Below are 22977 nucleotides of genomic sequence, written 5' to 3' on the forward strand. Positions count from 1 at the left end.
CACCCTTCGACCGGGAACAGCGGTTCGGGCCCGCACACCTCCCACAGGGTGCACATGTCCGGATCTGACACCGTTCGGGTACGGTCTGTAGGCTTCCCCTGCCAGCCGTCCCCGACCCCCTGGGAGCCCTCGTGTCCGGTGGAACCGGAGTCAACCCCGTCGAAGCCATGTCCGAGGCCGAGGAGGCCGAGGCGCTGGCCGAGGCGATGGTCTTCCTGGGAACCGACTTCGAGGCCGCCCTCGAAGGGCTGGCCGCGGCGGTCTCCGAACACGTCTCGTCCGGCCTGGACGACTACGAACTCGACACCATGGAACACATCCGGCGGGTCGCCCAGAACGGCATCAACCTGGCCCAGAACGTCCAGGGCGCCGACCTCGCGATCACCGACTCGGACCACGAGAGCGCCGAGGAGTACCGGGAGGGTCTGGAGACCCTCGACATCCAGATCAACTTCTGACCCCGACCGCTTCCCCCGGAGACCCCCGTGAGTGACGTCGCCTCCATGTCCCTCGGCCTTCCCGCGGACATCGACGCCGACGTCGGCGCCATCGAGTCGGGCGCCGACGACCTCGACGCCGTCTGCCGCAAGATGACCGGCCGGTCGGAGGACACGCACACCCGGTTCCAGTCGTCCGCCGGCGAGTTCACGGAGCTCATCGCGTGGAACATCGTCTCCGGTTCGTCGGAGGAGCTGGCTTCCTGGCAGGACGCCGCGGGCTCCCTGACCTACGGTGCGGCGGTCCTGCGCCAGTGGGGTCTCGACATCGAGACCTACCGGGCCGAGCGGGCCAGACTCCAGCAGCGCTGGGACGAGGCCCGGTCCGACGCGGAGTCGGCCGTGTCCAGGGTCGGTTCCCTGCCCAACATGCACGGCCACCTGTCCTCCTCCGCCCTGGAGAGCGCCAAGGTCAGCGCGTTGGAGACGTTGCGCGACGAACTGCTCACCGAGCACACGGGGCACTGGGAAACCCTAATGGACCGGGCCGAACAGGCCGAGAAGGATCTGCGTGACGGCCCGGTCCAGGAGACGCTGGAGCGCCTGGTCGAGTCCTCCCTCCTGTCCGGCAGCCAGCTGCTGTACCTGGGTGACGCCGTTCCCGGCATGGTCCCGGACGAGCTGACCGGCGGCGAGCACCCGTCCGTCGTCAACCTGTGGTGGACCTCCATGACCGAGGAGGAGCAGCAGCAGGCCTTGCGGGACCACGCCGAACTGCTCCGCGAACTCGACGGCATCCCCGCCACCGTCCGCGACGGACTCAACCGGGACCACCTGGACGACGAGATCGGGCGGTTGGAGGAGGAGGTCGCGGACGCGGAGGAGGAGCGCGACGAGGCCCTGGAGGACCTGAGCGACTCCGGTGGCGGGTGGGAGTTCTACAACGCCCAGTCGGATCTGAACGACCTCAACGACGAACTGGACACGCTGAGGACCCTGAGCGGCAACCTCGGCGAGGACGGCGCCGACAGGTACCTGCTCGCCCTCGACACCGAGGACCGCGGACGGGCGATCGTGGCGAACGGCAACCCGGACACCGCCGACAACGTGGCCACGCTCGTCCCGGGCACGACGACCACCTGGCAGAGCGTCAACGGCCAGATGGGCCGAGCGGACGCCCTCGTGGACGCGGCCAACATGGCGGACCGTGAGGGCAGCCACTCAGTGATCAGCTGGATCGGTTACGACGCGCCCAACGTACCGGAGGCGGCCTTCGCAGGCAGGGCGGAGGACGCTGTAGGCGAGCTGAGCAGCTTCCAGGACGGGCTGCGCGCCACCCACGAGAACACGTCACCGTCGAACAACACCGTGATCGGCCACAGCTACGGTTCCACCGTCGTGGGACACACCGCACAGGGTGACGGGGGGCTCGATGCCGACAACATCGTGCTCGTGGGCAGCCCGGGGGCCAACGCCGACCACGTGAGCGACCTGGGCTTCGCTCCCGAGAACGTCCACGTGTCGACGGCCGAGAACGACGGGATCAGCAACCTGACCGGTTTCACGCACGGTCCCGACCCGACGGACGCGGACTTCGGCGCAACCGAATTCGATTCGGACCCGGGCAGCGAGGGCGGTTCCTGGCCGCTCGGTGCCGCCCACTCGGAGTACTTCGACGAGAACTCGACGTCGCTGAGGCACATGGCTTCGGTTCTCACAGGACAACGGTAGGGGCGACACGACATGGGTCGAGCACGACAATGGATCTGCGCCCTCGCCCTGGCAGCAGGCGTGAGCGGCTGCGGGGCCAGCACATCGACGGAATCCGGGGGAGAGCCGACCATGAATCAGGACGAGGCCGCGGAGCGGGTACAGGAGCACATCGACAACGCTGTGGCCGTCCTGCCCCAGGGGCTGGAACTGGAACCGGTCGGGGACGTCAACTTCGCCGCCTGTGACGACCCCACCGACGGCGGGTCGAGGGACCGGGTCACCGTCGGGCGCTCCTACTGGCTGGACGGCCTTCCCGTCGAGGACAACGAGGCCAACATCGACCTGTTGTACGAGTACTGGTCGTCCAACGGCTACCGGGTGCTGTCCGACTCCAGACCGGACGACGTGTTCGTCTCCGTCGAGAGCGAGGACGACGCCTTCCGGATGTCCGTCCAGTCGAGTGCCCAGGGCAGCCTCTCCATCGGCGCCTCGTCTCCCTGCGTGTGGCCGGAGGGCACCCCCGGGTCCTGAGGCTGTCGTGCGGCCGAGACGGTTCAGCCGAGCCGGTCCAGGCGCTCCAGGGCTCTGCGCGGGGATCGGGCATGGCGCCCCATCCCCGCGAACGGGCACTCCTCGCGCTCCAGGTCGACGGTGAACGCCCGGGCCGACTCCAGACCGTCCAGTTCCTCCCAGGTGACGGGCGCGGCGACCGGCGCACCCGGTCTGGCCCGCACCGAGTACGGGGCGACCGCCAGCTGTTCGCGGCCGTTGCGCAGGAAGTCCACGAAGAGCCGCCCCCGCCGGGCCGCCTTGCGCACCTTGGTGGTCAGGTCGTCCGGTCTGCGGGCGGCCACCCGGTCGGCGATCCCCTCCGCCAGGCGCCGCACCTCCTGGTCGTCGACCTCGGGACGCAGCGGCGACCGCACGTGCAGCCCGCGCGAACCGGTCGTCATCACGTACGCCGCCAGCCCCACCTCGTCCAGGACCTCCCGCACGTCCCGGGCGGCGGCCCTGCACTCCGCGAAGGCCTCCTCCCCGTCCCCCGCGGGGTCGAGGTCGAGCACCATCCGGTCGGGGACGCCGAGGTCCGGTTCCCTGGACTGCCAGGCGTGGAGGGTGATCGCCGCCTGGTCCGCGCACCACGCCAGGGTCGCCGCGTCCCGGCACTCCATCATCGTGCCGCCGCTGGTCCCCACTGTCCGCACCCACTCCGGCGTGGGCGGGTGCTTCACGAAGAACCCGTTCGCACCGGTCCCGTCGGGGTACCGTTCCAGGGCGACCGGGCGCCCCCTCAGCTGCGGCAGCATCAGCGGTGCGATCCGCACGTGGTACCGGGCCAGGTCCTCCTTGGTCGGCCCGCCCTCACCGAACAGCGGCTTCTCCGGCTTGCGCACGTCCACGACGCGCCGCCCCGCGCGCACCCGGGCCGTGTTCCCCTTCGCCGCCATCGCCCCTCCCAGGTCCGGCCGGCGAGGGCGCCCCCGCCGGTTCCGTGGGCTGCGCCTACCCGGCCCCCTCCACCGGAAAACCCGGCGGCCCGCAACGGTCCCGGAAACGGCGGGGCCGTCCCGGCGGACCGGGACGGCGCCGACCACGACCTAACCGGGCAGGCGGTCCAGGATCCACGAGCCCAGCGCCTCGCTCATGTGCGAGTGGGGCTCGTTGGTGTCGGCCAGCCTGAACTCGTCGAGTTCGCTGGTGCCCGGGTCGAGCGCGTCGATCGCGATGCAGGGCTCGTCCAGGTCGCCGATGGCGACGGCGCTCACCGAGGGGACGAAGGCGATGGACCGGACGGCGATGTCCGTGCGCCCGGTGAACTTGAGCTTGTCCCCGGCGATACCGAAGGTCTCCAGGGTTCCGCCCGGGGCGCCGTCGAGTGCGGGCATCCCGGTGGTGCGGACCTCGTGCTCGGACAGCAGGCCCTTGAGGCGGGCGACGAGCTGCTTGTCCCCCTCCGCCTGGGTGCGCAGGACCGTTCCGTTGAACCATCCGCTGGCGACCGTGACCGCGTCCTCGCCCTCCGGGACCCCGGGGCCGATGCCGTTCCCGGTCCCGTTGGCCACGCCGATCAGGAGCGGGCGCCGCGGCCAGGAGCCGACCCTGGCCAGCTCAGCCAGGAACTCGGTGCGCAGCGCGTCCTCGGCGGGCTCGCCGTCGACCGTCTCGATGTGGCGCCACAGCAGCTGCCGGGCGGCGTCGCTGTTGATCTGCCGGGACAGGGCCGGCGCGCCGGTGAGGAAGTGGGCGAGCGCCTGGAGCCCGACGGGCACCCACGCTCCCCGGTGAGGGCTGTCGAACGACAGGTAGAGGGCGGTCTGGTGGTCGATGCCGTCCGATTCCATCTTGGCCAGCGCGTACCGGGTGACGAGCCCGCCCATGCTGAACCCGCCGACGGTGAGGGGCGCGTCGCCCCGCCGCTCGGCGATGGCGCGGAGGACGGCCTCGGTGGCGGCCTCCGCGTTGCGCAGGATCGACGCGCTGCGCTCCTCGTAGCCGACGAGGATCAGGTCGTGGCCCCGGCGGTGCAGCTCGGTGACGAAGGCGTAGTCGCCGCGCTCCAGCCCGGACCACAGGACGGCGAGCTCGCTCGGTCCGCTCTCGAAGCCGTCGGAGAGGATCACCGGCCGCCGTAGGCCGAGCTTCGGGTTGCTCAGGTACACCCAGGCCGTGCCGCCCGGAAGGTCCCAGACGGCGTCCGGCCGGGGCGCGGGCTCGGGGGCGGGCGGGGCCGGTGCGAGGAAGCCGAAGGGTTCGACGACGGGCGGTTGCTGGTCGGTCATCACGGCCGCTTTCAGTGAGGAGGCGCGCGAGCGCCTGGGGATCGCCCGCGTACCGGCCCTCCTGGATTCCGGGAAAGCCTTCACCGATCCCGCGGGTGACGGGGCGGTTACGCGCGCAACGACATCCTCTCCACGCGGTCATCCTCCGGAAACCGCCGGGCCCCGGCGCGGGGCGTTCCCGCCCCGCTTCGCACCGATTCACCGATCCTGCGAACGGGATAGCGGGCTGTCCTTAACGGGGTTTCCGGCGGTGTCACGCACAGCGCGAACGCCCGGCCGGGTGACCCCGGCCGGGCGTTCGCGGTGTTCTGCGCGCGTGCCTACTTGCGCTTGTTGATCTCCTCGGTGAGCTGCGGAGCGACCGTGTGCAGGTCGCCCACGACACCGAAGTCGACGAGCTCGAAGATCGGCGCCTCGGGGTCCTTGTTGACCGCGACGATGTTCTTCGCGGTCTGCATGCCCGCACGGTGCTGGATCGCACCGGAGATGCCCAGCGCCAGGTACAGGTTCGGGCTGACCGTCTTACCGGTCTGACCGACCTGGAACTGGTTCGGGTACCAGCCGGAGTCGACGGCGGCACGGGAGGCGCCGACAGCGGCGCCCAGCGAGTCCGCCAGGCCCTCGACGACGGAGAAGTCGTCGGAGCCGACGCCGCGCCCACCGGAGACCACGATCGCGGCCTCGGCGAGCTCGGGGCGCTCACCCTGCTCCTGGACCACGCGCTCCACGACCTTGGCGGTTTTGGCGGAGTCGGAGACGTCCACCGAGACGGCCTCCTCGACCGCGGCGCCGGCGGCGGCCTCGGCCGGAACCGAGTTCGGGCGGACGGCGACGACCGGCACGCCGGTCCTCACGCGGGCGTGGGTGACGGTGGCGCCACCGAAGATGCTGTGCTCGGTGACCACGTCGGCGTTGACGTCGACGACGTCGGTGAGCACACCGGAGCCGAGCTTGACGGCGGTGCGCCCGGCGATCTCCTTGTTCTCGGCGGTGGCCGAGACGAGGATCGCGGCGGCGCCCTTGTCCTGGGCCAGCTTCGCGAGCAGCTCGGCCTTGGGAGCGACGACGTAGTCGTTGAGCTCGGCCGGAGCGACGTAGACCTTCTCGGCGCCGAACTCGGCCAGCGCGGCCTTGCCCGACTCCGCGCCGTCACCGATCCACACGGCCGCGGGCTCGCCGATGCGGCGGGCCGCGGTCAGCAGCTCGGTGGTGACCTTCTTGACCTGTCCGTCGACGTGGTCGACGAGGACGAGGACCTCAGCCATAATCCTTGAACCTTCCTGAGTCTCTCGCCTGACCTACACGAACTTCTTCTGGGCGAGGAAGTCGGCGATCTTCACGCCGCCGTCCCCCTCGTCCTTGACGATCGTGCCCGCGGCGCGCGGCGGCGCGGCGGCGAAGTCGACGGTCTCGGTGGTGGCGTTGGCCAGGCCGACCTTGCCGGTGTCGATGCCCGCGTCGGCCGCGGACTTCTTGTCGACCGGCTTCTTCTTCGCCTGCATGATGAGCTTGAAGGACGGGTAGCGGGGCTCGTTGATCTTCTCGACGACGGAGACGACCGCCGGGAGCTGAGCCTCGACCACGTCGTAGCCGTAGTCGGTCTGACGCTGGATCCTGATGGCGCCGCCGTCGACGTCAACCTTGCCCGCGAGCGTGAGCTGCGGAAGGCCGAGGTACTCGGCGAGCGCGGCGCCCATGACGCCGGTGCGGGCGTCGGTGGACTCGGAGCCGAGGACGACCACGTCGAACTCGATGGTGCCCAGGGCCTGCGCGAGCGCGTAGGCGCTCTGGAGCGCGTCCGATCCGTGGAGCGCCTCGTCGTTGACGAAGACGGCCTTGTCCGCACCCATGGACAGGGCCTTGCGGATGGAGTCGGTGGCCTGGTCCGGTCCCATCGTCAGGATGGTGACCTCGCCGCCGTGCTTCTCCTTGAGGAGAAGGGCCTCTTCGATCGCGTATTCGTCGAGCTCGTTGATGACGCCGTCGGACGCTGCGCGGTCGAGCGTCCTGTCGTCGGCGTTGAGCTTCCGTTCGGTCGCCGTGTCCGGGACCTGCTTGACCAAAACGACAATATTCATGGCCGGTGGCCGACCTCCCTGCACTCTGATCCGCCGTGTGGCGGGCGGACGCTGGTGCGCCCCGTTCTGCCAACAATGCCGAATGCCGTTCGGTCATTCGACGGCGGGGCCGCCTTTCACGTCAAGGACGGTCCCGCGGTGTACCGATACACCAGATGTTACTGGCTAGTAGCTTGAAGGCCAACCCATGGCCCCCAGTGTGACTTAGGAAACCCTAACCAACACGGTGCCGCCGGACTCCGCGACCCCGCGGGCGAGCGGGCGACCAGGCCCGACTCCGCGCGGACGCGATCGTCGGCGTGTCCACCACCCTAGGCGCAGCGCGGTGGGGGCGAACCGGTCGCACCACCAGTGGACCGCCGGAGAACGGAAAGGCCCCCTCCCTTGCCGGGAGGGGGCCTGCTCCGCTAGTTGCCGAACCAGTCGGACGGTCCACCGAGAGGCGCCCAGTCCGGGGTGGAGGTCAACCCGATCGACAGGATCAGCATCGTCAGCAGGACGATGCCGACGATCACGCCGATGTACAGGTACAGGCTCCGGAACCGGACCCGCTCCACCAGCCACACCGCCTGGTGCCGCGCCTCGCGGCCGCTCGGCATGATGTAGCTGAGCAGGATCATCACGAAGATCGCGAAGGCGCCGGTGTAGTTGGCGCCCTGGCCCGGCGTCGCGTCCACGATCGTGGCGTAGACCATGCCGACCAGGATTCCGGCCAGCAGGTAGATCAGGCCGAACCCGACCGTGCGGAGCACCATGCGCCCGAACGCCCACGGGAAGCTCAGTGCCACCACCATGCTGTCGGAGTTGCGCGGCCCGCGGGTCTGGAGGCGGCGCGCGTGCTCCGCCTTGACCACGTCCAGCGCGCCCAGGCCCGCGATGATCACGACGCCCAGCACGATGCCGAACCACGGGAACCACAGGGCCACGCCGGCCAGGGCGACCATGACGGGGATGAGCACCAGGGGGTGCATCCGCCACGCCTCGGCCTCGTACTCCTCGTCGATGTAGCCGTCGCCGTCGGCGTCGACGCCCTCCTCGTCACCCCGGAAGTAGTCGCCGACGCGGTCGTTGCTGCCGCGCTTGAAGCGGCTCAGCCAGCCGCCGCGCTCCTCGTAGTCGTCCTCGCTGAACTCCTGCGTGCTGCGGCTGTTGCGCCCCTCGTCGACGGGCGTGAGGATGTCCGCGAAGTCGCCCTTGTGCAGGGGGGTGTTGAAGAACTGGGTGTGAGGCGCCTGGTAGTCGTCCTCGGGCTCGGCGTACTGGTGGCTCCCGCGGCCGGGCTCCACGGGGTTCATCATCATGGTCCCCTGCGGGTCGTCCCGCGAGGGCTCGTCGGGGCGGATGCGCCGGGTGCTCCCCGCGTCGTCCAGGTCGTCCCCGGCGCCCACCGCACCGATCCGCATGGTGCCCTGCGGGTCGTCGAGGTCGTCGGCGCCCCCCGGGCTGATCCGCTCGGTCCCCTGGAGCCCGCTCAGGTCGTCGGTCGACTCCGGGTCGCTCCAGCCGCGCTGGGCGGCCCTGCCGCCGGACAGGTCGTCGGTGGCCTCCTCGTCGGCGCGCCACCCGCCCGCGTTGGCCGCGTGGGTGGAGCCCGGCGCCTCGGCCGGGTTGGACCAGGCGCCGGACGCCGGATCGGCGCCGCTGCCGGTGTGCGCGGGGCCCCAGCCCTCGTCGCCGCGGGACCCGCGTCCGGCCAGGTAGCCGGCGGCCCCGCCGAGCGCGGCCCCGGCCGCGGCGCCGCCCAGCCCGCCGCTGCCGCCCGAGGCGTACCCGCCTCCGACGCTGCCCGCCGCGTCGGAGGCCTCGGGGCCCCCGCCCACGGAGGGGTTGTACACGGTGTGGCTTCCGGTGAGCCCGGTGGGCCGGCCTCCCCGGTCCTCGGTCCAGGGCAGGTCGAGGTTGAGGCTGCCCGCCTCGTTGACCAGTTCGCCGGCCGAGGGGCGGTTGCGCATGTCACGGGAGACCGCGCGGTTGACCAGCGGCCGCAGCGCCTCGTGCATCCCGTCCATGTCGATCTCGCCGTTGAGGATGCGGAAGAAGATGACCTCGAAGGAGCCCGAACCGTACGGCGGGCGCCCCGTGGAGGCGAAGGCGACCGTGCCGCCCCAGGCGTGGATGTCCGTGGCGGGCCCGAGGTCGGTGCCCTCGATGACCTCCGGGGACAGGTAGCTGGGGGTGCCGACGAACGTGCCGGTCTGCGTCAGCTTGGCGCCGTCCACGGCGTGCGCGATGCCGAAGTCGATGACGATCGGCTCGCCGTTGGAGATGATCACGTTGCCCGGCTTGAGGTCGCGGTGGATCACCTCCACCGCGTGGATGTCCTTGATCGCCCGGGCGAGCCCGGTGATGAAGCGCGTGAGCGCGCGGCCGCGGAGCGGGCCGTGGTCGGTGACCGTCGCGTCCAGGGTCGGTCCGGGGATGTACTCGGTGACCACCCACGGAAGCTCGGCCTGGGTGTCGGCGTCGATGACCTCGGCCACGTTGGGACTCTGCACCCGGCGCATGGTCTCGACCTCACGGGCCAGCCGCGCCCGGGCGATGTGGTCGCCCGCGACCTCCGGCTTGAGGACCTTCACCGCGACGAACTGCTCGGTCCGGGGGTCCTCGGCCTGGTACACCACGCCCATTCCGCCCTGCCCGATACGGCGGCGGATCACGTAGTGGCCGATGCGCTCCGGCAGCTCCTCACCCGTGGGGAAACCTGCCGACATTGCCATCGAGAACTCATCCCCTCAAAAGACCGCATACCGCCACGTCCAGCTTATCGGCCGGGGGATGGGTCAACATTGGCTTGTGTGGCCCGTCTCGGACCGGTGTGGCCCGTTCGGCGCCGCCGGAGATTCATGGGGGTCCGGCGGCCCGTCCGCCCTCGGACGACCACCACCGAGTATGACGGAAAACTGACGTGGCCGGTTCCTCCCTCCTCGTCTCGACTGGCCGGATCCGGACGACCGGAGCAGGTCCCGTATCGCTACTTAACCTGACAAATGACTAAAACCATGCCAAAAAAGAACAAAGACCTGGGGAAGGGCGGGGCGGGCGCCCCGGCCGAGGCGGCCGGCGACACCCGCCCCGTCCTGCTCGGCCCCGCCTCTCAGCGCCCGCGGAACTCGGCCCTGCCCGGCCCCTGCTCGACGAAGCTCCGCATCCCGGTCTTCTGGTCCTCGGTCGCGAACAGCCCGGCGAAGTGCAGGCGCTCGATCTCCAGCCCCGAGTCCAGGTCCGTCTCCAGCCCCCTGTCGACGGCCTCCTTGGCCGCGGCCAGCGCGACGGCCGGCCCCTCCGCGTACCGGGCGACCAGGGCCACGGCCGCCGCGTAGACGTCCCCGTCCGGGACGACCTCGTCGGCCAGCCCGATCCGCCCCGCCTCCTCCGCGCCCACGTGGCGTCCGCTGAAGATCATCTCCTTGGCCCGCGCGGGTCCGATCAGGCGCGGCAGGCGCTGGGTGCCGCCCGCTCCGGGGATGACGCCGAGCTGGATCTCGGGGACGCCCAGCTTTGCGCCCTCCCCCACGACCCGGAAGTCGGCGGCCAGTGCCAGCTCCAGCCCTCCGCCCAGCGCGTAGCCGGTGACGGCCGCCACGACCGGCTTGGGGATGCGGGCCACCAGGGTCAGGGCGTTCTGGAGGTTGCGCCCGTACTCCAGCATCTCCGCGTGGGTGCGGTCGGCCATCTCCTTGATGTCGGCGCCCGCCACGAACACGCGCTCGCCGCCGTAGACCACCACGGCGCGGACCGCGGGGTCCGTGGACACCCTGGTGGCGGCCTCGGCGATCTCCGCCGTCAGAACCGCGTTGAGCGCGTTCACCTTCGGCCGGTCCAGGCGGATCACGGCCACCGCCGGGTGGTCCGGATCGGTCTCCACGCGCACGAACTCGCCCACGAACTCCACCTCTTCCACTTCGACGTCACTGTCCTGGGTTACCTAACCACCCGGGTCAGGAGAACAGCAGCACCAGGGTGCCGAGCCGCGCGGACAGGGTGTACCCCGCGGCCAGGAGCAGGACGGCCCCCGCGAGCAGGAGGGTGTCCCCGATCCGCCAGCGGCTCTCCCTGGCCCAGGTGCGGGGCCCCGTGCCGAACGCCCGCGCGTCCATCGCCGTGGCCAGCAGGGTCCCGGTCCGGATGGACCGCACCAGCAGCGCGAACAGCCTGCCGAAGAACAGCGCGACCATCCGCACCGGATTGCGCCCCGCCTCCAGGCCGCGCGCCCGCCTCGCCAGCGTGACGGTCCGCCACTGGTCGGCGAGCAGGGGGATGAGCCGCAGCGCCGCCAGCACACCCATGGCCGGGCGCTCGGGCACCCTCAGCCTCTGCACGAGCCCGTCGGACATCTCGGTCGGGTCGCTGGTCACGGCTGCGACGAGGCCGGGGAGGGCGATGGCGAGCAGGCGCACCGCCGCACCGAGCGCGCCCTCCGCACCGTGCTCGCCGTACAGGTAGTTGACCAGGCCGTTGGACAGGCCCATGAGGACGAACGGGCCGCCGAGAACGAGCAGCGTGCGCCGGTCGATCCCGCTGAACGGCAGGACCAGCAGCACACCGGCCAGGACCACCCCTCCGGTGACGGCGTCCACGGCGGGTATCAGGCCGATCCCCAGCACCAGGGCGGCCAGCAGCTTGGCCGCCGGGTTGAGCCGGGCGAGCCAGTAGCGCGCTCCCCCGCCCTGCGGCACGTCCAGGGTGAGGGCGTCGCCGCCCGTCCCGCCCCGGCCCTCCGACGCGCTCACCTCTCCACCTCCCCCGCCACCGCGACCGCACGGCCCTCCGCCACGCGCACCCGCACGTCCGCGAGGTGCCGCAGGAGCAGTTCGTCGTGGGTGGCCATGACGACGGCCCGCCCCTGCGCCCTCAGTACGCCCAGCAGTTCGACCAGCTCCGTCCACGTCCTGGTGTCCTGGCCGAAGGTCGGCTCGTCCAGGACGAGGACGTCCGGCGCGTGCGAGGGGCCCGAGCTGAGAGCCGTGGCCACCGACAGCCGCCGCTTCTCCCCTCCCGAGAGCGTGTAGGGGTGCACGTCGGCCAGCGGGGCCAGGCGCAGCCGCTCCAGCAGCTCGTCCACCCACCGCTCCGTCTCCTCCGCGCCCATCCCGGCCCGCAGCGGTGCGAAGCGCAGCTCGTCCCGCACGGTGCCGGTGACGAACTGGTCCTCCGCGTGCTGGAAGACGGTGCCCACGTGCCTGGCCAGGAGCCGCGCGGGCCAGCGCACGAGCGGGCGCCGGTCGGCGTCTGCCAGGGGGCCGCGCGGCAGCACCTCGCCCCGGTGGGGCCGGGACAGCCCCGCCAGCAGGGTCAGCAGCGTGGACTTGCCCGCCCCGTTGGGCCCGGTCAGGGCGGTCGCGGTACCGGCCGCGACGGGGAGGTCCACGCCGTCCAGCACCACCCTTCGGGGTGCGGTGCGCATCCCCAGCTGGAAGGGGGTGCGCGCCGCGACGCCCACCGCCTCCAGGCGGGGACCGCCGCCCGGGGCGGCGACCAGGTCGGGCACGGGGTCGTTCCCGGGGATCCACACCCCCTGCTCCGCGAGGGAGCGCCCGTGCGCGGCGAACACGGAGGAGGGGTCGCCGTCGGCGATCACCCCGCCGCCGGGCTCGACGACCACGACCCTGTCCACCAGACCGACCACGTCCGCGACCCGGTGCTCGACCAGGACCAGGGTCGCCTCGGTCTCGGCCAGCAGGCGCTCCAGGACCCCGCGCACCAGGGCTGCGCCGTCCGGGTCGAGGTTGGCGGTGGGCTCGTCCAGCAGGAGCAGGCGCGGACGCATCGCGAGCGCCCCGGCGATGACCAGCCGCTGCTTCTCACCCCCCGAGAGGGCGCCGGTGGAGCGGCGCCGCCCGTACGGGAAGCCGACCGCGTCCAGCGCGTCGTCCACCCTGGGCCAGATCAGACCGGGGTCCACCCCCAGGTTCTCCAGGCCGAAGGCGACGTCGTCGCCGGCGCGGGCCATCACCAGCTGTGTCTCCGGGTCCTGGCCGACCAGGCCGACCGCGCCCCGGCTCCGGTCGGCGGGGCGGCCGTCGACCAGCAGCGTCCCCTCCTGGTCGCCGTTGACGGCGCTGTCGGGGCCGGTGAGCCCGGCCAGGGAGTGCAGCAGGGTGGACTTGCCCGCCCCGGAGGCGCCGAGGAGGAGCACGCGCTCCCCCGGCCCGACCGTGAGGTCGACCCCGCGCAGCGCGTACGTGTCGCGGCCGGAGTGGCGCCAGCCCCAGCCGGACAGCTCGACGCGGGCGCCCCGGCCGCCGGGGGACGGGGCGGGGGGTGGTACGGGCGGGTACTCCGCGGTCGCCCCGGCCGGTCCGCGGCGCTTCTGGTCGGACACGGGTCAGCCCCGCGCCGACGGGAAGGGGGCCAGCGCGCCGGACCTGGCCAGGGCGGTGGTGAGGAGCCGGGCGCCCACCCCGGCGATGACCGCCGCGCTGATCACGACGATGACGCCGTAGACGACCTGGAGGTGCAGGGGCCAGGTCACGTTGTAGGCGATGTTGTCGCGGACGGCCGGGGAGAGGCCGGCGACGGCCGCCGCGAGCACGGCCACCCCCATGCCCCAGCGCCGGTAGCCGAAGGCGAGGAAGACCAGCTCGGGAAGGATGCCCTGGAGCGTCCCGTCGAGGATCACCGTGACACCCCACTGGGTGCCCAGGACCGCTGACACGGAGGAGGCCGCGACCGAGGTGAGCAGCGCGGCGCCGGGCTTGCGGATGATCAGCCCGCCGAGGACGCCGGAGAGCAGCCACATGCCGTAGACCACCGCCTGCGCGGGCGGGAACCCCACGAAGAGCGGGGTCGTGACCGACCAGACGATGTTCCAGAGCCAGAAGACGACGCCGACGGCGACGCCGATCACGGCCGCGACGACGATGTCGACGGTGCGCCATCCGCGCAGCTGTCCGAGGATGTCGCGCCAGAAGCCGGTACGGCCGGTTTCGGTGCTCATCAGGTGGTGTCCCTTCGTCGGGGTGGACGAGGGCCCATGTGGCCAAGAGCGACGCCGGACGGCATGCCGCGCGCCGGATGTCCCGGGTGCGCGGGAGCACGCCTCCGGAGACGGGTTCCTACGACTTCCTTCGCTGGCATGACCCAGATCAGGTGTGTAAGGGTCTGCGGCCTGATGCCGCACTCTCAGCGCTCACGCGCTCCCCTGTCGGTTTCACTCCATTATGCGTCAACAACGAGGGCCGTGGGGTGTTCCCTCCCCACGACCCTCGTCCGCAACCGGAGCGCCGGACGGTCCCGCCCCTCGGCGGGCGCCGTCAGGCGTCGTCGTCCTCCTCGTCGCCCCCGGTCCTGGGCTGCTTCGCCGACGGGTTGCCGAACGCCTTCGGCGACGGGCCGAAACTCTCCGCCGGGAGGTCGGCCACGGCCCCCCGCATGGTCGCCTGCCAGATGGGGCCGGGCAGGGTGCCGCCGTAGACGATGTTGTAGTAGCGACCGCCGATCGTCACGCCCTGGAGCGGGTTCTCCTCCCCGCCGCGCATGTCGCCGACCACCACCGCGGACGCGAGGTTCGGGGTGTAGCCGGCGAACCAGGCGTAGGCGGCGTTGTCGGTGGTACCGGTCTTGCCCGCGACCGGGCGCCCGAGACCGAGGCCCTTGGCGGTGCCCCCCTCGAACGTCTGCTGCAGCAGGTGGTTGACCCCGTCCGCGACGTCGCGGTCGACCCGGCCCTCCTCGCAGTCGCTGCTGACCTTGACCTCCTTGGTGCCCTCGTCCCCCTCGCGGCCGATACGCACGGACGTCACAGGGACGGGCTCGCAGTAGGTGCCCCGGGCGGCGAAGGTGGCGTACGCGTTGGCGACGGTCAGCGGGGACACCTCCTGGTCACCCAGGGTGAAGGAGCTCCAGACCTCCAGCGGTTCGCCGTCGGCGCGGTGGATGCCCACCCGTTCGGCCATCTCCGAGGTCTCGCAGAGGCCGACGCGCTTCTGGAGCTGCGCGAAGTAGGTGTTCACCGACCCCTTGGTCGCGCTGATCATGTTGTGCTCGCCGCCGTCGCTCTCCCCCGCGTTGCTCACGCTCCACCCGGACATCTTGCTGCCGTCGCAGTCCTTGAGCCCCCCGACGGAGACGCTCTTGGGCGACGAGAAGCTGGTGCCGTAGCCCAGTCCGGAGTCGAGGGCCGCCGCGAGGGTGAACGTCTTGAACGTCGAACCCGCCTGGTAGCCGAGTGAACCGCCGGCCTCGCTGTCCACCGCGAGGTTGATGGAGGTCGTGCCGAGCTCCTCGTCGTCGAACCCGTAGCGCAGGTTCTGCGCCATGCCCCGGATCCGGCCGGTGCCGGGCTCGATGACCGCCTGGGCGGAGAACTTGGTGGACTCCTCCGAGGGGACGTACTTCTCGATGGCCTTCTCCGCGGCCCGCTGCACGTCGCCGTCGAGCGTGGTCTGCACGGTGATGCCGCCCGTGGTGAGCGCCTCGTCGCGCTCCTCCTGGAGCTCTCCGAGCACGTCGGAGCCGCGCAGCCAGCGCATGACGAAGTCGCAGAAGAACGGCTGCTCCCCGTGGTAGCAGCTGCCGCCGCGCTCGGTCGGGTCCAGGGCCAGGCCCCTGCTCTGGTGCTGCTCGACCTCGTCCGGCTCCAGGTGCCCCGTCGCGCCCATCCGCTCCAGCACCATGTCGCGGCGTTCGCGCGCCGCGTCGCGGTTGGTGAGCGGGTCGTAGAAGGAGGGTCCGCGCACGACCCCGACGATGGTGGCGGCCTGCGCGGGGTTCAGTTCGGCGGCGGAGACGGAGAAGTACCGCTGCGCCGCCACCTCGACGCCGTGCGCCCCCGACCCGAAGTAGGCGAGGTTGAGGTAGCCCTCCATGATCTCGTCCTTGGTGAGGCGGTCCTCGATGTCGATGGCGTGGCGCAGCTCCATCAGCTTGCGGCCCAGGGTCTGCTCGCTGGCGCGCTCCACCTCCTCCTCGGTGGAGGCCTGTTCGATGAGCAGGTTCTTGACGTACTGCTGGGTGATGGTGGAGCCGCCCTGAGTGTCCCCCTGCGCGGTGCGCATGGCGGCGCGGAGGACGCCGCGCAGGTCGAGCCCGGAGTGCTCGTAGAACCGGTCGTCCTCGATCGCCATGAGCGCGGCGGGCACCCACGGGCTGATCTCGTCCAGGGGCACCACCTCGCGCTCGCGGTCGGCGACCTCCGCGATCGGCTTGTGGTCGATGTCGGTGAGGACCACGCGCTGCGCCAGCGGCCCGAGCTCCAGGCCGCTGGGCAGGCCCATGAAGGCCGCGGCCGCGTCCCTGCCGACGATCCCCAGACCGCCCACCCACGGCATGACCAGCGCGGCGGCCAGCAGGCCGGCGACCGCGCTCATCTTCGTGAGACGCAGCAGGGCGTCCTTGCGTCCGTCGACGGGGCCCTTCCCCGGCCCGCGCCCGTCCTCGCTGCCCCACGCGGACACCCGGTCACGGAGTGCGCCGGCCAACGGCAGGACGAACCCGTCGACCCGCCTCCTCCAGCGGGGCGCATCGGACTCGCCGGCCGAGCCGGGCTCCGGAGGGGTCGACCGGTCCCCGGCCCCGGATTCCGACGCGTCGGCCCGGTCGGCCGGTTCGTCGGGGCGACCCGCCTGCGGCGCGTGCCCCGGCGCCCGGTCTCCGCCCTGGTCCCCCTTCTCCTGCGGAGGACCGTCCTGGTTCGGCTCCGTCACGTCGCCCCCCTCGGCCGTGTGACGCCCTGCCCCCGCCTCGCGCGGACAGGGCACTGCACCGTCCACGCTCGCAGGAGGGCCGTAAAGCCCGCCCTGCCGAATCGGGCGTGTCACTGAAAAGCTTCCCCAATCCACGGCAAAGCGCGCGGATCGCACCCCGCCCGCGCGACGCCGCGAAACCGGAGCCCCCTCCGTCCGGCCCGGGACCGGTCCGCGACGGAGAACCGGCGCCGACATCGCCAGGCGTCCGAATCCGCGACAAAAGCACCCCGGGCGACCATTCGGGAACACGGGAATGTCCGGAATACACCCCCGCACCCACGCGGCGCATTCGGTGATCCCTACCCACCACCGCGCACCACCCAACATGACCGATCAGTTTTCCGTCCTTTCGTATCAGATCACCCAAAAACAACCACAGAGGCTTCTGAATCAGGTGTCTTCTTATGGCTGATTTGCGAGGTTTACCCGGGTGAAACCTGACAAATACCAAGCCCAAGCGCTATCTACCAGTGTGATGAGAGTCACATTAATTATCCGGCCTCGACACTCCGCCAAACGCCACAAGAGGGCAGACGATAGACAGCGGAGGGCACCGAAGCCGTAATCCGGACAGTTTCAGAGCCACCTCTTCGTTAACTCCGTCTTGCGTTGTATTAACAGCAGGTTATTTCTCCCTGCCATAAACACATTCGCAGCCCAAAACGCCCGAACCACGACAATGACGGTGGAGCCAGTGATCGGACGCCTGCCCATCCTCGACATCTCTCCAGACAACGACCTCGGACCGGTGAAAGCGGTCCCCGGGGAACGCTTCACCGTGGGCGCGACGGTCTTCCGCGAGGGCCACGACTCCCTCGCCGCCGGGGTCGTCGTGTACTCGCCGGAGGGGCGACGCGAACGCCTGGTCCCCATGCGTGAGCACGCGCCCGGCACCGACCGCCACGAGGCGGAGATCAGCCTCCCCCACGAGGGCGCGTGGTCGTTCTCGGTCGAGGCGTGGACCGACCCCTTCACCACCTGGCACCACGTGGCACGGGTCAAACTGCCCCTCGGCCAGGACACCGAACTCGTACTGGAGGAGGGCGCGCGCCTGCTCGCCCGCGCCGGCCGCCGCGTCCCCCGCAAAGCGGCCCTCACCAGGGCGGCCAAGGCGTTGCGGGACCCCACCGCGGCTCCGCTGGACCGCCTCGCCGCGGCGCTCACCCCCGAGGTCCTGGACGAGATGGCACGCCACCCGGTCCGCGCACTGGTCACCCGGTCCCGGCGCACCCGCGTCGTCGTCCACCGCGAGCGCGCACTCTTCGGCTCCTGGTACGAGTTCTTCCCGAGGTCGGAGGGGGCCCAGGTCGACACCGCCCCCGGGCAGCAGCGCTCCGGGACCTTCGCCACCGCCGCCAAACGCCTGCCCGCCATCGCCGACATGGGCTTCGACGTCGTCTACCTGCCCCCCGTGCACCCGATCGGCACGAGCCACCGCAAGGGCGCCGGCAACGCCCTGTCCGCCGGCCCCGGCGAGCCCGGCTCGGTGTGGGCGGTCGGCTCGGCCGACGGGGGCCACGACGCCGTCCACCCGGACCTGGGCACGCTCTCCGACTTCGACGCGTTCGTCGCCGAGGCCGCCGAACACGGCCTGGAGGTCGCCCTCGACCTGGCCCTCCAGTGCTCACCCGACCACCCGTGGGTCACCGAGCACCCCGAGTGGTTCACCACCAGGGCCGACGGTTCCATCGCCTACGCCGAGAACCCGCCCAAGAAGTACCAGGACATCTACCCGCTCGACTTCGACAACGACTTCGAGGGCCTGTACGCGGAGATCCGGCGGGTGGTCCAGCACTGGATCGACCACGGGGTGCGGATCTTCCGGGTCGACAACCCCCACACCAAGCCGGTCGCCTTCTGGGAGAGGCTGCTCGCCGACGTCGCCGAGCGCCACCCGGACGTGCTCTTCCTCGCGGAGGCCTTCACCCGCCCCGCCATGATGCGCACCCTGGCCAAGGTCGGGTTCCACCAGTCCTACACCTACTTCACCTGGCGCAACGGCAAGGACGAGATCACCGACTACCTCACCGAGCTCAGCCGGGAGACCGCCCACTACCTGCGCCCCAACTTCTTCCCCGCCACCCCGGACATCCTCCACGCCTACCTCCAGCACGGCGGGCGGCCCGCGTTCGAGGTCCGCGCCGTGCTGGCCGCGCTGCTCTCCCCCACCTGGGGTGTCTACTCCGGTTTCGAACTGTGTGAGAACACACCGGCCGCACCCGGCAGCGAGGAGTACCTGCACTCGGAGAAGTTCCAGTACCGGCCCCGTGACTGGGCCGCGGCGGAGGCATCCGGGGAGACCATCAGCGGTCTCATCACCCGGCTCAACGGCCTGCGCCGCTCGCACCCGGCCCTGCGGGAGCTGCGCAACCTGCGCTTCCACCACGTGGACCGGCCCGAACTGGTCTGTTTCTCCAAACACCGTCCCGGAACGGGGCCGGACGACCCCGACGACACCGTCGTCACCGTCGTCAACCTCGACCCGCACCACGCCCACGAGGCGACCGTGCACCTGGATCTGCCGTCCATCGGCCACACGTGGGGGGAGGAACTCAAGGTGACCGACGAGCTGACCGGCCGCTCCTACACCTGGGGCGCGGACAACTACGTCCGCCTCGACCCGGCGACCGGGCCCGCGCACGTGTTCACCGTCGACGGCAGATAGCGGCCCCGGAGCACGGACCGGGGCCCGGCGGTACCTCCGCCGGGGCCGTACCCGTGCCCGGAAGGCCCGTTGATCCGATGTCGAACATTCTTGGTGGGGAGCAGTAGATGAGCAAAGACGAGCACGGGCCCGGCGGACGCGTACACGCCGAACACGGTCCGCTCGCCCCAGCCACCGGGGCCGCCACCGGCCCGCTCATGTCCTCCGGTGGTACCAGTGACCCCCACTGGTACAAGCACGCCGTCTTCTACGAGGTACTCGCCCGGGGCTTCTTCGACTCCAACGGCGACGGCACCGGCGACCTCGCCGGGCTGGTGCAGAAACTGGACTACCTCCAGTGGCTCGGCATCGACTGCGTCTGGCTGCTGCCGATGTACGAGTCCCCTCTGCGCGACGGCGGATACGACATCTCGGACTACTTCAAGATCCTCCCCGAGTTCGGCCGCACGGCCGACTTCGTGGAGCTCCTCGACGAGGCGCACCGCCGGGGCATCCGCGTCATCACCGACCTGGTCATGAACCACACCAGCGACCAGCACCCGTGGTTCAAGGCCTCCCGCGAGGACCCCGACGGCCCGTACGGGGACTTCTACGTGTGGTCGGACACCAACGACCGGTACGACGAGGCGCGCATCATCTTCGTCGACACCGAGACGTCCAACTGGACCTACGACGAGACGCGCGGCCAGTACTACTGGCACCGCTTCTTCTCCCACCAGCCGGACCTCAACTTCGAGAACCCCGCGGTCCAGGAGGCCATCCTGGAGGTCCTGCGCTACTGGCTGGACCTGGGCATCGACGGGTTCCGCCTGGACGCCGTGCCCTACCTGTACGAGCGCGAGGGCACCAACTGCGAGAACCTCAAGGAGACGCACGAGTTCCTCAAGCGCGTGCGCGCCGAGGTGGACCGGCTCTACCCCGACCGCGTGCTGCTGAGCGAGGCCAACCAGTGGCCGTCCGAGGTCGTCGACTACTTCGGCGACTTCGAGGCCGGCGGCGACGAGTGCCACATGAACTTCCACTTCCCGCTGATGCCGCGCATGTTCATGGCGGTCCGGCAGGAGCAGCGGTTCCCGATCTCGGAGATCCTCGCCCAGACGCCGCCCATCCCGGAGAACTGCCAGTGGGCGATCTTCCTGCGCAACCACGACGAGCTGACCCTGGAGATGGTCACCGACGAGGAACGCGACTACATGTACTCCGAGTACGCCAAGGAACCCCGCATGCGCGCCAACGTGGGGATCCGCCGGCGGCTCGCGCCCCTGCTGGACAACGACCGCAACCAGATCGAGCTGTTCACCGCGCTGCTGCTGTCCCTGCCCGGCTCGCCCGTCCTCTACTACGGCGACGAGATCGGCATGGGCGACAACATCTGGCTGGGCGACCGCGACGCCGTGCGCACGCCCATGCAGTGGAGCTCCGACCGCAACGCCGGGTTCTCCAAGGGCGACCCGGCACGCCTGTACCTGCCGCTCATCATGGACCCGGTCTACGGCTACCAGGCGCTCAACGTGGAGTCCCAGCGCGACAACCCGGGCTCGCTGCTCCACTGGACCCGCCGGATGATCCAGATCCGCAAGCGCCACCCCGTGTTCGGCACCGGGGAGTTCACCGAGCTGAACGCCACCAACCCCGGCGTCCTGGCGTTCATCCGCGAGCACGGCGACGACCGCATGCTCTGTGTGAACAACCTGTCGAGGTTCCCGCAGCCGGTCGAACTCGACCTGTCCCGCTACTCCGGGGTCAGCCCGGTGGAGTGCGTGGGAGGCGTGCGCTTCCCCGAGATCGGGGAGCTGCCGTACCTGCTCACCCTGCCCGGACACGGTTTCTACTGGTTCCAGCTGCCCGCCGCCGGCGTCGCGCCGGAGCACGGGGAGCGGGACGGCCTGGTGTCCTACGGCCTGCCCGCCGCCGGGGTCAGCACGCACACCGCCCCCGACCACACCGCCGAGCGCCCGGCCGGGTCCGGACCGCACGAGGCGGAGCACCACACCGCAGTCACCACCACGTCCAGCGCCCCGACCGGTTCCGTCCCCACGCTCCACGACGGCGTACCCGGGTCACCCGCCCGGTCCGCCGACCCGGCCCTCCCCGGCCCGGCGCGGGAGCAGACGGGCCGGGGCGGTGGCGGGAAGGGAAACGGTCCGCTCTGACATGTCCCAACTCGAAGAACTCCTGGCAGTCTGGCTACCCCGGCAGCGCTGGTTCTCCGGCAAGGGGATTCCCATCAGGCAGATCCGGGTCGAGAGCAGGCACACCCTGGTCTCGGCAGGCCCGGACGGCCCCGACCTCGACGTCCTCGTCCTCCAGGCCGGCCAGCGGGGGCGCAGCTCCCGCTACCAGTTGCTCCTGGGTTCACGGCCGCCGGGCTCCCTGCCTCCCGACCTGGCCCGCGTCGCCATCGGCGTGTGCCGGACGGCGGGCGGCAGACCGACGGTGGTCTACGACGCGGCCCACGACGCACAGCTGACGGGACTCCTCCTCAGACGGTTCGCGGAGCCCGCGGCGCCCGGCCAGTCGGGGCAGGTCCGCTTCCGAACCCTCCCCGGCGAGCGCATCCGTCCCGGTACCACCGGTCGGATACTCACCGGGGAGCAGTCCAACACCTCCCTGGTCTTCGGACAGGACTACATCCTGAAGACCTTCCGCAGACTCTGGCCCGGGCCCAACCCGGACCTGGAGCTCACCATGGCGCTGTCCGGATCGCCGTACGTCGCCCGATCGTGCGGGTGGATCGAGGCCGACCTGCCCGGGTACACGACACCGACGACCCTGGCCATGCTCCAGAGGTTCATCCCGCAGGCCACGGACGGGTGGGTGCTCGCCACAGCCAACGTCCGCTCCCTGCTGGACGGGACGGGGAGCGACCGCCAGTCCGCGTTCACCGGTGAGGCGGCGCGGCTGGGCCGCACCACCGCCGAGGTGCACCGGTCGCTGGCGGCCGCGCTCCCGACGGACGTGCTCTCGCCTGTGGGGGCGGCCGCCTTGGCCGACGCCATGGTGCAGCGCCTGGCGACGGCCAGCGCGGAGGTTCCCGAACTGGCCGAGCACGCGCCCCGGGTGATGGCGGCCTACACCGACTTCGCCGAGGTGGACGAGCCGCTGCCGATCCAGCGCATCCACGGCGACTACCACCTCGGGCAGGCCGTCCGCACCGGGGCGGGGTGGGTGCTGCTGGACTTCGAGGGTGAGCCCACCGTGCCGGTGCGGGACCGCCAGCGCCTCTCCAGTCCGCTGAGGGACGTCGCGGGGATGCTCCGCTCCTTCGACTACGCGGCCGGCTACCTGCTGGTGGGGCATCCGGGAGACCCCGAACTGGAGTGGGCCGCCCATGCCTGGGCCCAGCACAACAGGGAGGCCTTCTGCCGGGGGTACGCCGACGGCGGCGGGTCCGATCCGGAGAAGCACCTGACGGTGCTGCGGGCGTTCGAGTTCGACAAGGCCGTGTACGAGGTCCTGTACGAGGCCCGGAACCGTCCGAACTGGCTGCGGGTCCCGTTGGAGTCCATCGCCTCAGCGGCCGCCGCGCCGCCCGTTCCCGGGTAGTCCGAGGGCGGTCTGCTCCCCACCCGGGAGCGGCCGCCCTTCCGTACGACCACCTCCCGTACCGACCGACCG

General features: G+C 71.3%; 16 protein-coding genes and 1 riboswitch. Of the genes, 6 read left to right on the forward strand and 10 right to left on the reverse strand.

Features of this window, described 5'->3' with window-relative positions; translation table 11 throughout:
- The first annotated feature begins 131 nt into the window (after positions 1–131).
- From Q8791_RS14390 to Q8791_RS14400, 3 genes are all read left to right on the forward strand, one after another.
- Complete coding sequence (locus Q8791_RS14390) at positions 132–458, forward strand: hypothetical protein (protein WP_330092191.1); 327 nt, start codon at positions 132–134, stop codon at positions 456–458.
- Between the two features lie 27 nt (positions 459–485).
- Positions 486–2168, forward strand: coding sequence for an alpha/beta hydrolase (locus tag Q8791_RS14395; RefSeq protein WP_330092192.1), 1683 nt, complete (start codon positions 486–488; stop codon positions 2166–2168).
- 111 nt (positions 2169–2279) lie between these two features.
- Positions 2280–2681 (forward strand): hypothetical protein, encoded by a 402-nt coding sequence (locus Q8791_RS14400; protein WP_330092193.1) that lies wholly within the window; start codon positions 2280–2282, stop codon positions 2679–2681.
- 23 nt (positions 2682–2704) lie between these two features.
- On the opposite strand, the gene ligD is transcribed toward Q8791_RS14400, so the two are convergent.
- The 10 genes from ligD to Q8791_RS14450 form a co-directional block, all read right to left on the reverse strand.
- The gene (gene ligD, locus Q8791_RS14405) at positions 2705–3598 is read right to left on the reverse strand and encodes a non-homologous end-joining DNA ligase (protein WP_330092194.1); all 894 of its coding nucleotides are present in this window, start codon (positions 3596–3598) and stop codon (positions 2705–2707) included.
- 150 nt (positions 3599–3748) lie between these two features.
- The gene (locus Q8791_RS14410; RefSeq protein WP_330092195.1) at positions 3749–4930 is read right to left on the reverse strand and encodes an esterase/lipase family protein; all 1182 of its coding nucleotides are present in this window, start codon (positions 4928–4930) and stop codon (positions 3749–3751) included.
- A 320-nt stretch (positions 4931–5250) separates the two neighbouring features.
- Entirely contained in the window at positions 5251–6195 is a 945-nt protein-coding gene (locus Q8791_RS14415; RefSeq protein WP_330092196.1) for an electron transfer flavoprotein subunit alpha/FixB family protein, read from the reverse strand.
- Between the two features lie 33 nt (positions 6196–6228).
- On the reverse strand, positions 6229–7008 hold the full coding sequence (locus tag Q8791_RS14420) for an electron transfer flavoprotein subunit beta/FixA family protein (RefSeq protein ID WP_330092197.1): 780 nt from the start codon (positions 7006–7008) through the stop codon (positions 6229–6231).
- Between the two features lie 407 nt (positions 7009–7415).
- Entirely contained in the window at positions 7416–9725 is a 2310-nt protein-coding gene (locus tag Q8791_RS14425) for a protein kinase domain-containing protein (protein ID WP_330092198.1), read from the reverse strand.
- Between the two features lie 377 nt (positions 9726–10102).
- On the reverse strand, positions 10103–10891 hold the full coding sequence (locus tag Q8791_RS14430) for an enoyl-CoA hydratase/isomerase family protein (protein WP_407942002.1): 789 nt from the start codon (positions 10889–10891) through the stop codon (positions 10103–10105).
- Positions 10892–10946: 55 nt separating this feature from the next.
- Positions 10947–11738, reverse strand: a complete 792-nt coding sequence (locus tag Q8791_RS14435; protein ID WP_330092200.1) for an energy-coupling factor transporter transmembrane component T family protein — start codon at positions 11736–11738, stop codon at positions 10947–10949.
- Complete coding sequence (locus Q8791_RS14440; RefSeq protein ID WP_330092221.1) at positions 11735–13228, reverse strand: ABC transporter ATP-binding protein; 1494 nt, start codon at positions 13226–13228, stop codon at positions 11735–11737. The genes Q8791_RS14435 and Q8791_RS14440 overlap by 4 nt, the downstream gene beginning before the upstream one ends.
- 105 nt (positions 13229–13333) lie before the next feature.
- On the reverse strand, positions 13334–13945 hold the full coding sequence (locus Q8791_RS14445) for an ECF transporter S component (protein ID WP_330092201.1): 612 nt from the start codon (positions 13943–13945) through the stop codon (positions 13334–13336).
- A gap of 108 nt (positions 13946–14053) precedes the next feature.
- A riboswitch (TPP riboswitch) is annotated at positions 14054–14161 on the reverse strand.
- Positions 14162–14261: 100 nt separating this feature from the next.
- On the reverse strand, positions 14262–16403 hold the full coding sequence (locus Q8791_RS14450) for a transglycosylase domain-containing protein (RefSeq protein WP_330092222.1): 2142 nt from the start codon (positions 16401–16403) through the stop codon (positions 14262–14264).
- Positions 16404–17388: 985 nt separating this feature from the next.
- Here Q8791_RS14450 and Q8791_RS14455 point away from each other — a divergent pair.
- The 3 genes from Q8791_RS14455 to Q8791_RS14465 all read left to right on the forward strand — a co-directional run bounded on the left by Q8791_RS14455 (position 17389) and on the right by Q8791_RS14465 (position 22905).
- A complete protein-coding gene (locus Q8791_RS14455) occupies positions 17389–19359 on the forward strand; it encodes an alpha-1,4-glucan--maltose-1-phosphate maltosyltransferase (RefSeq protein ID WP_330092223.1) in 1971 nt (656 codons plus the stop codon).
- Positions 19360–19466: 107 nt separating this feature from the next.
- The gene (gene treS / locus Q8791_RS14460; protein WP_330092202.1) at positions 19467–21512 is read left to right on the forward strand and encodes a maltose alpha-D-glucosyltransferase; all 2046 of its coding nucleotides are present in this window, start codon (positions 19467–19469) and stop codon (positions 21510–21512) included.
- 1 nt (position 21513) lies between these two features.
- Complete coding sequence (locus tag Q8791_RS14465; RefSeq protein ID WP_330092203.1) at positions 21514–22905, forward strand: maltokinase N-terminal cap-like domain-containing protein; 1392 nt, start codon at positions 21514–21516, stop codon at positions 22903–22905.
- Positions 22906–22977 lie beyond the last annotated feature (72 nt).

Origin of the sequence: Nocardiopsis codii, from assembly GCF_036327455.1 — a bacterium.
Taxonomy (GTDB): Bacteria; Actinomycetota; Actinomycetes; order Streptosporangiales; family Streptosporangiaceae; genus Nocardiopsis; species Nocardiopsis codii.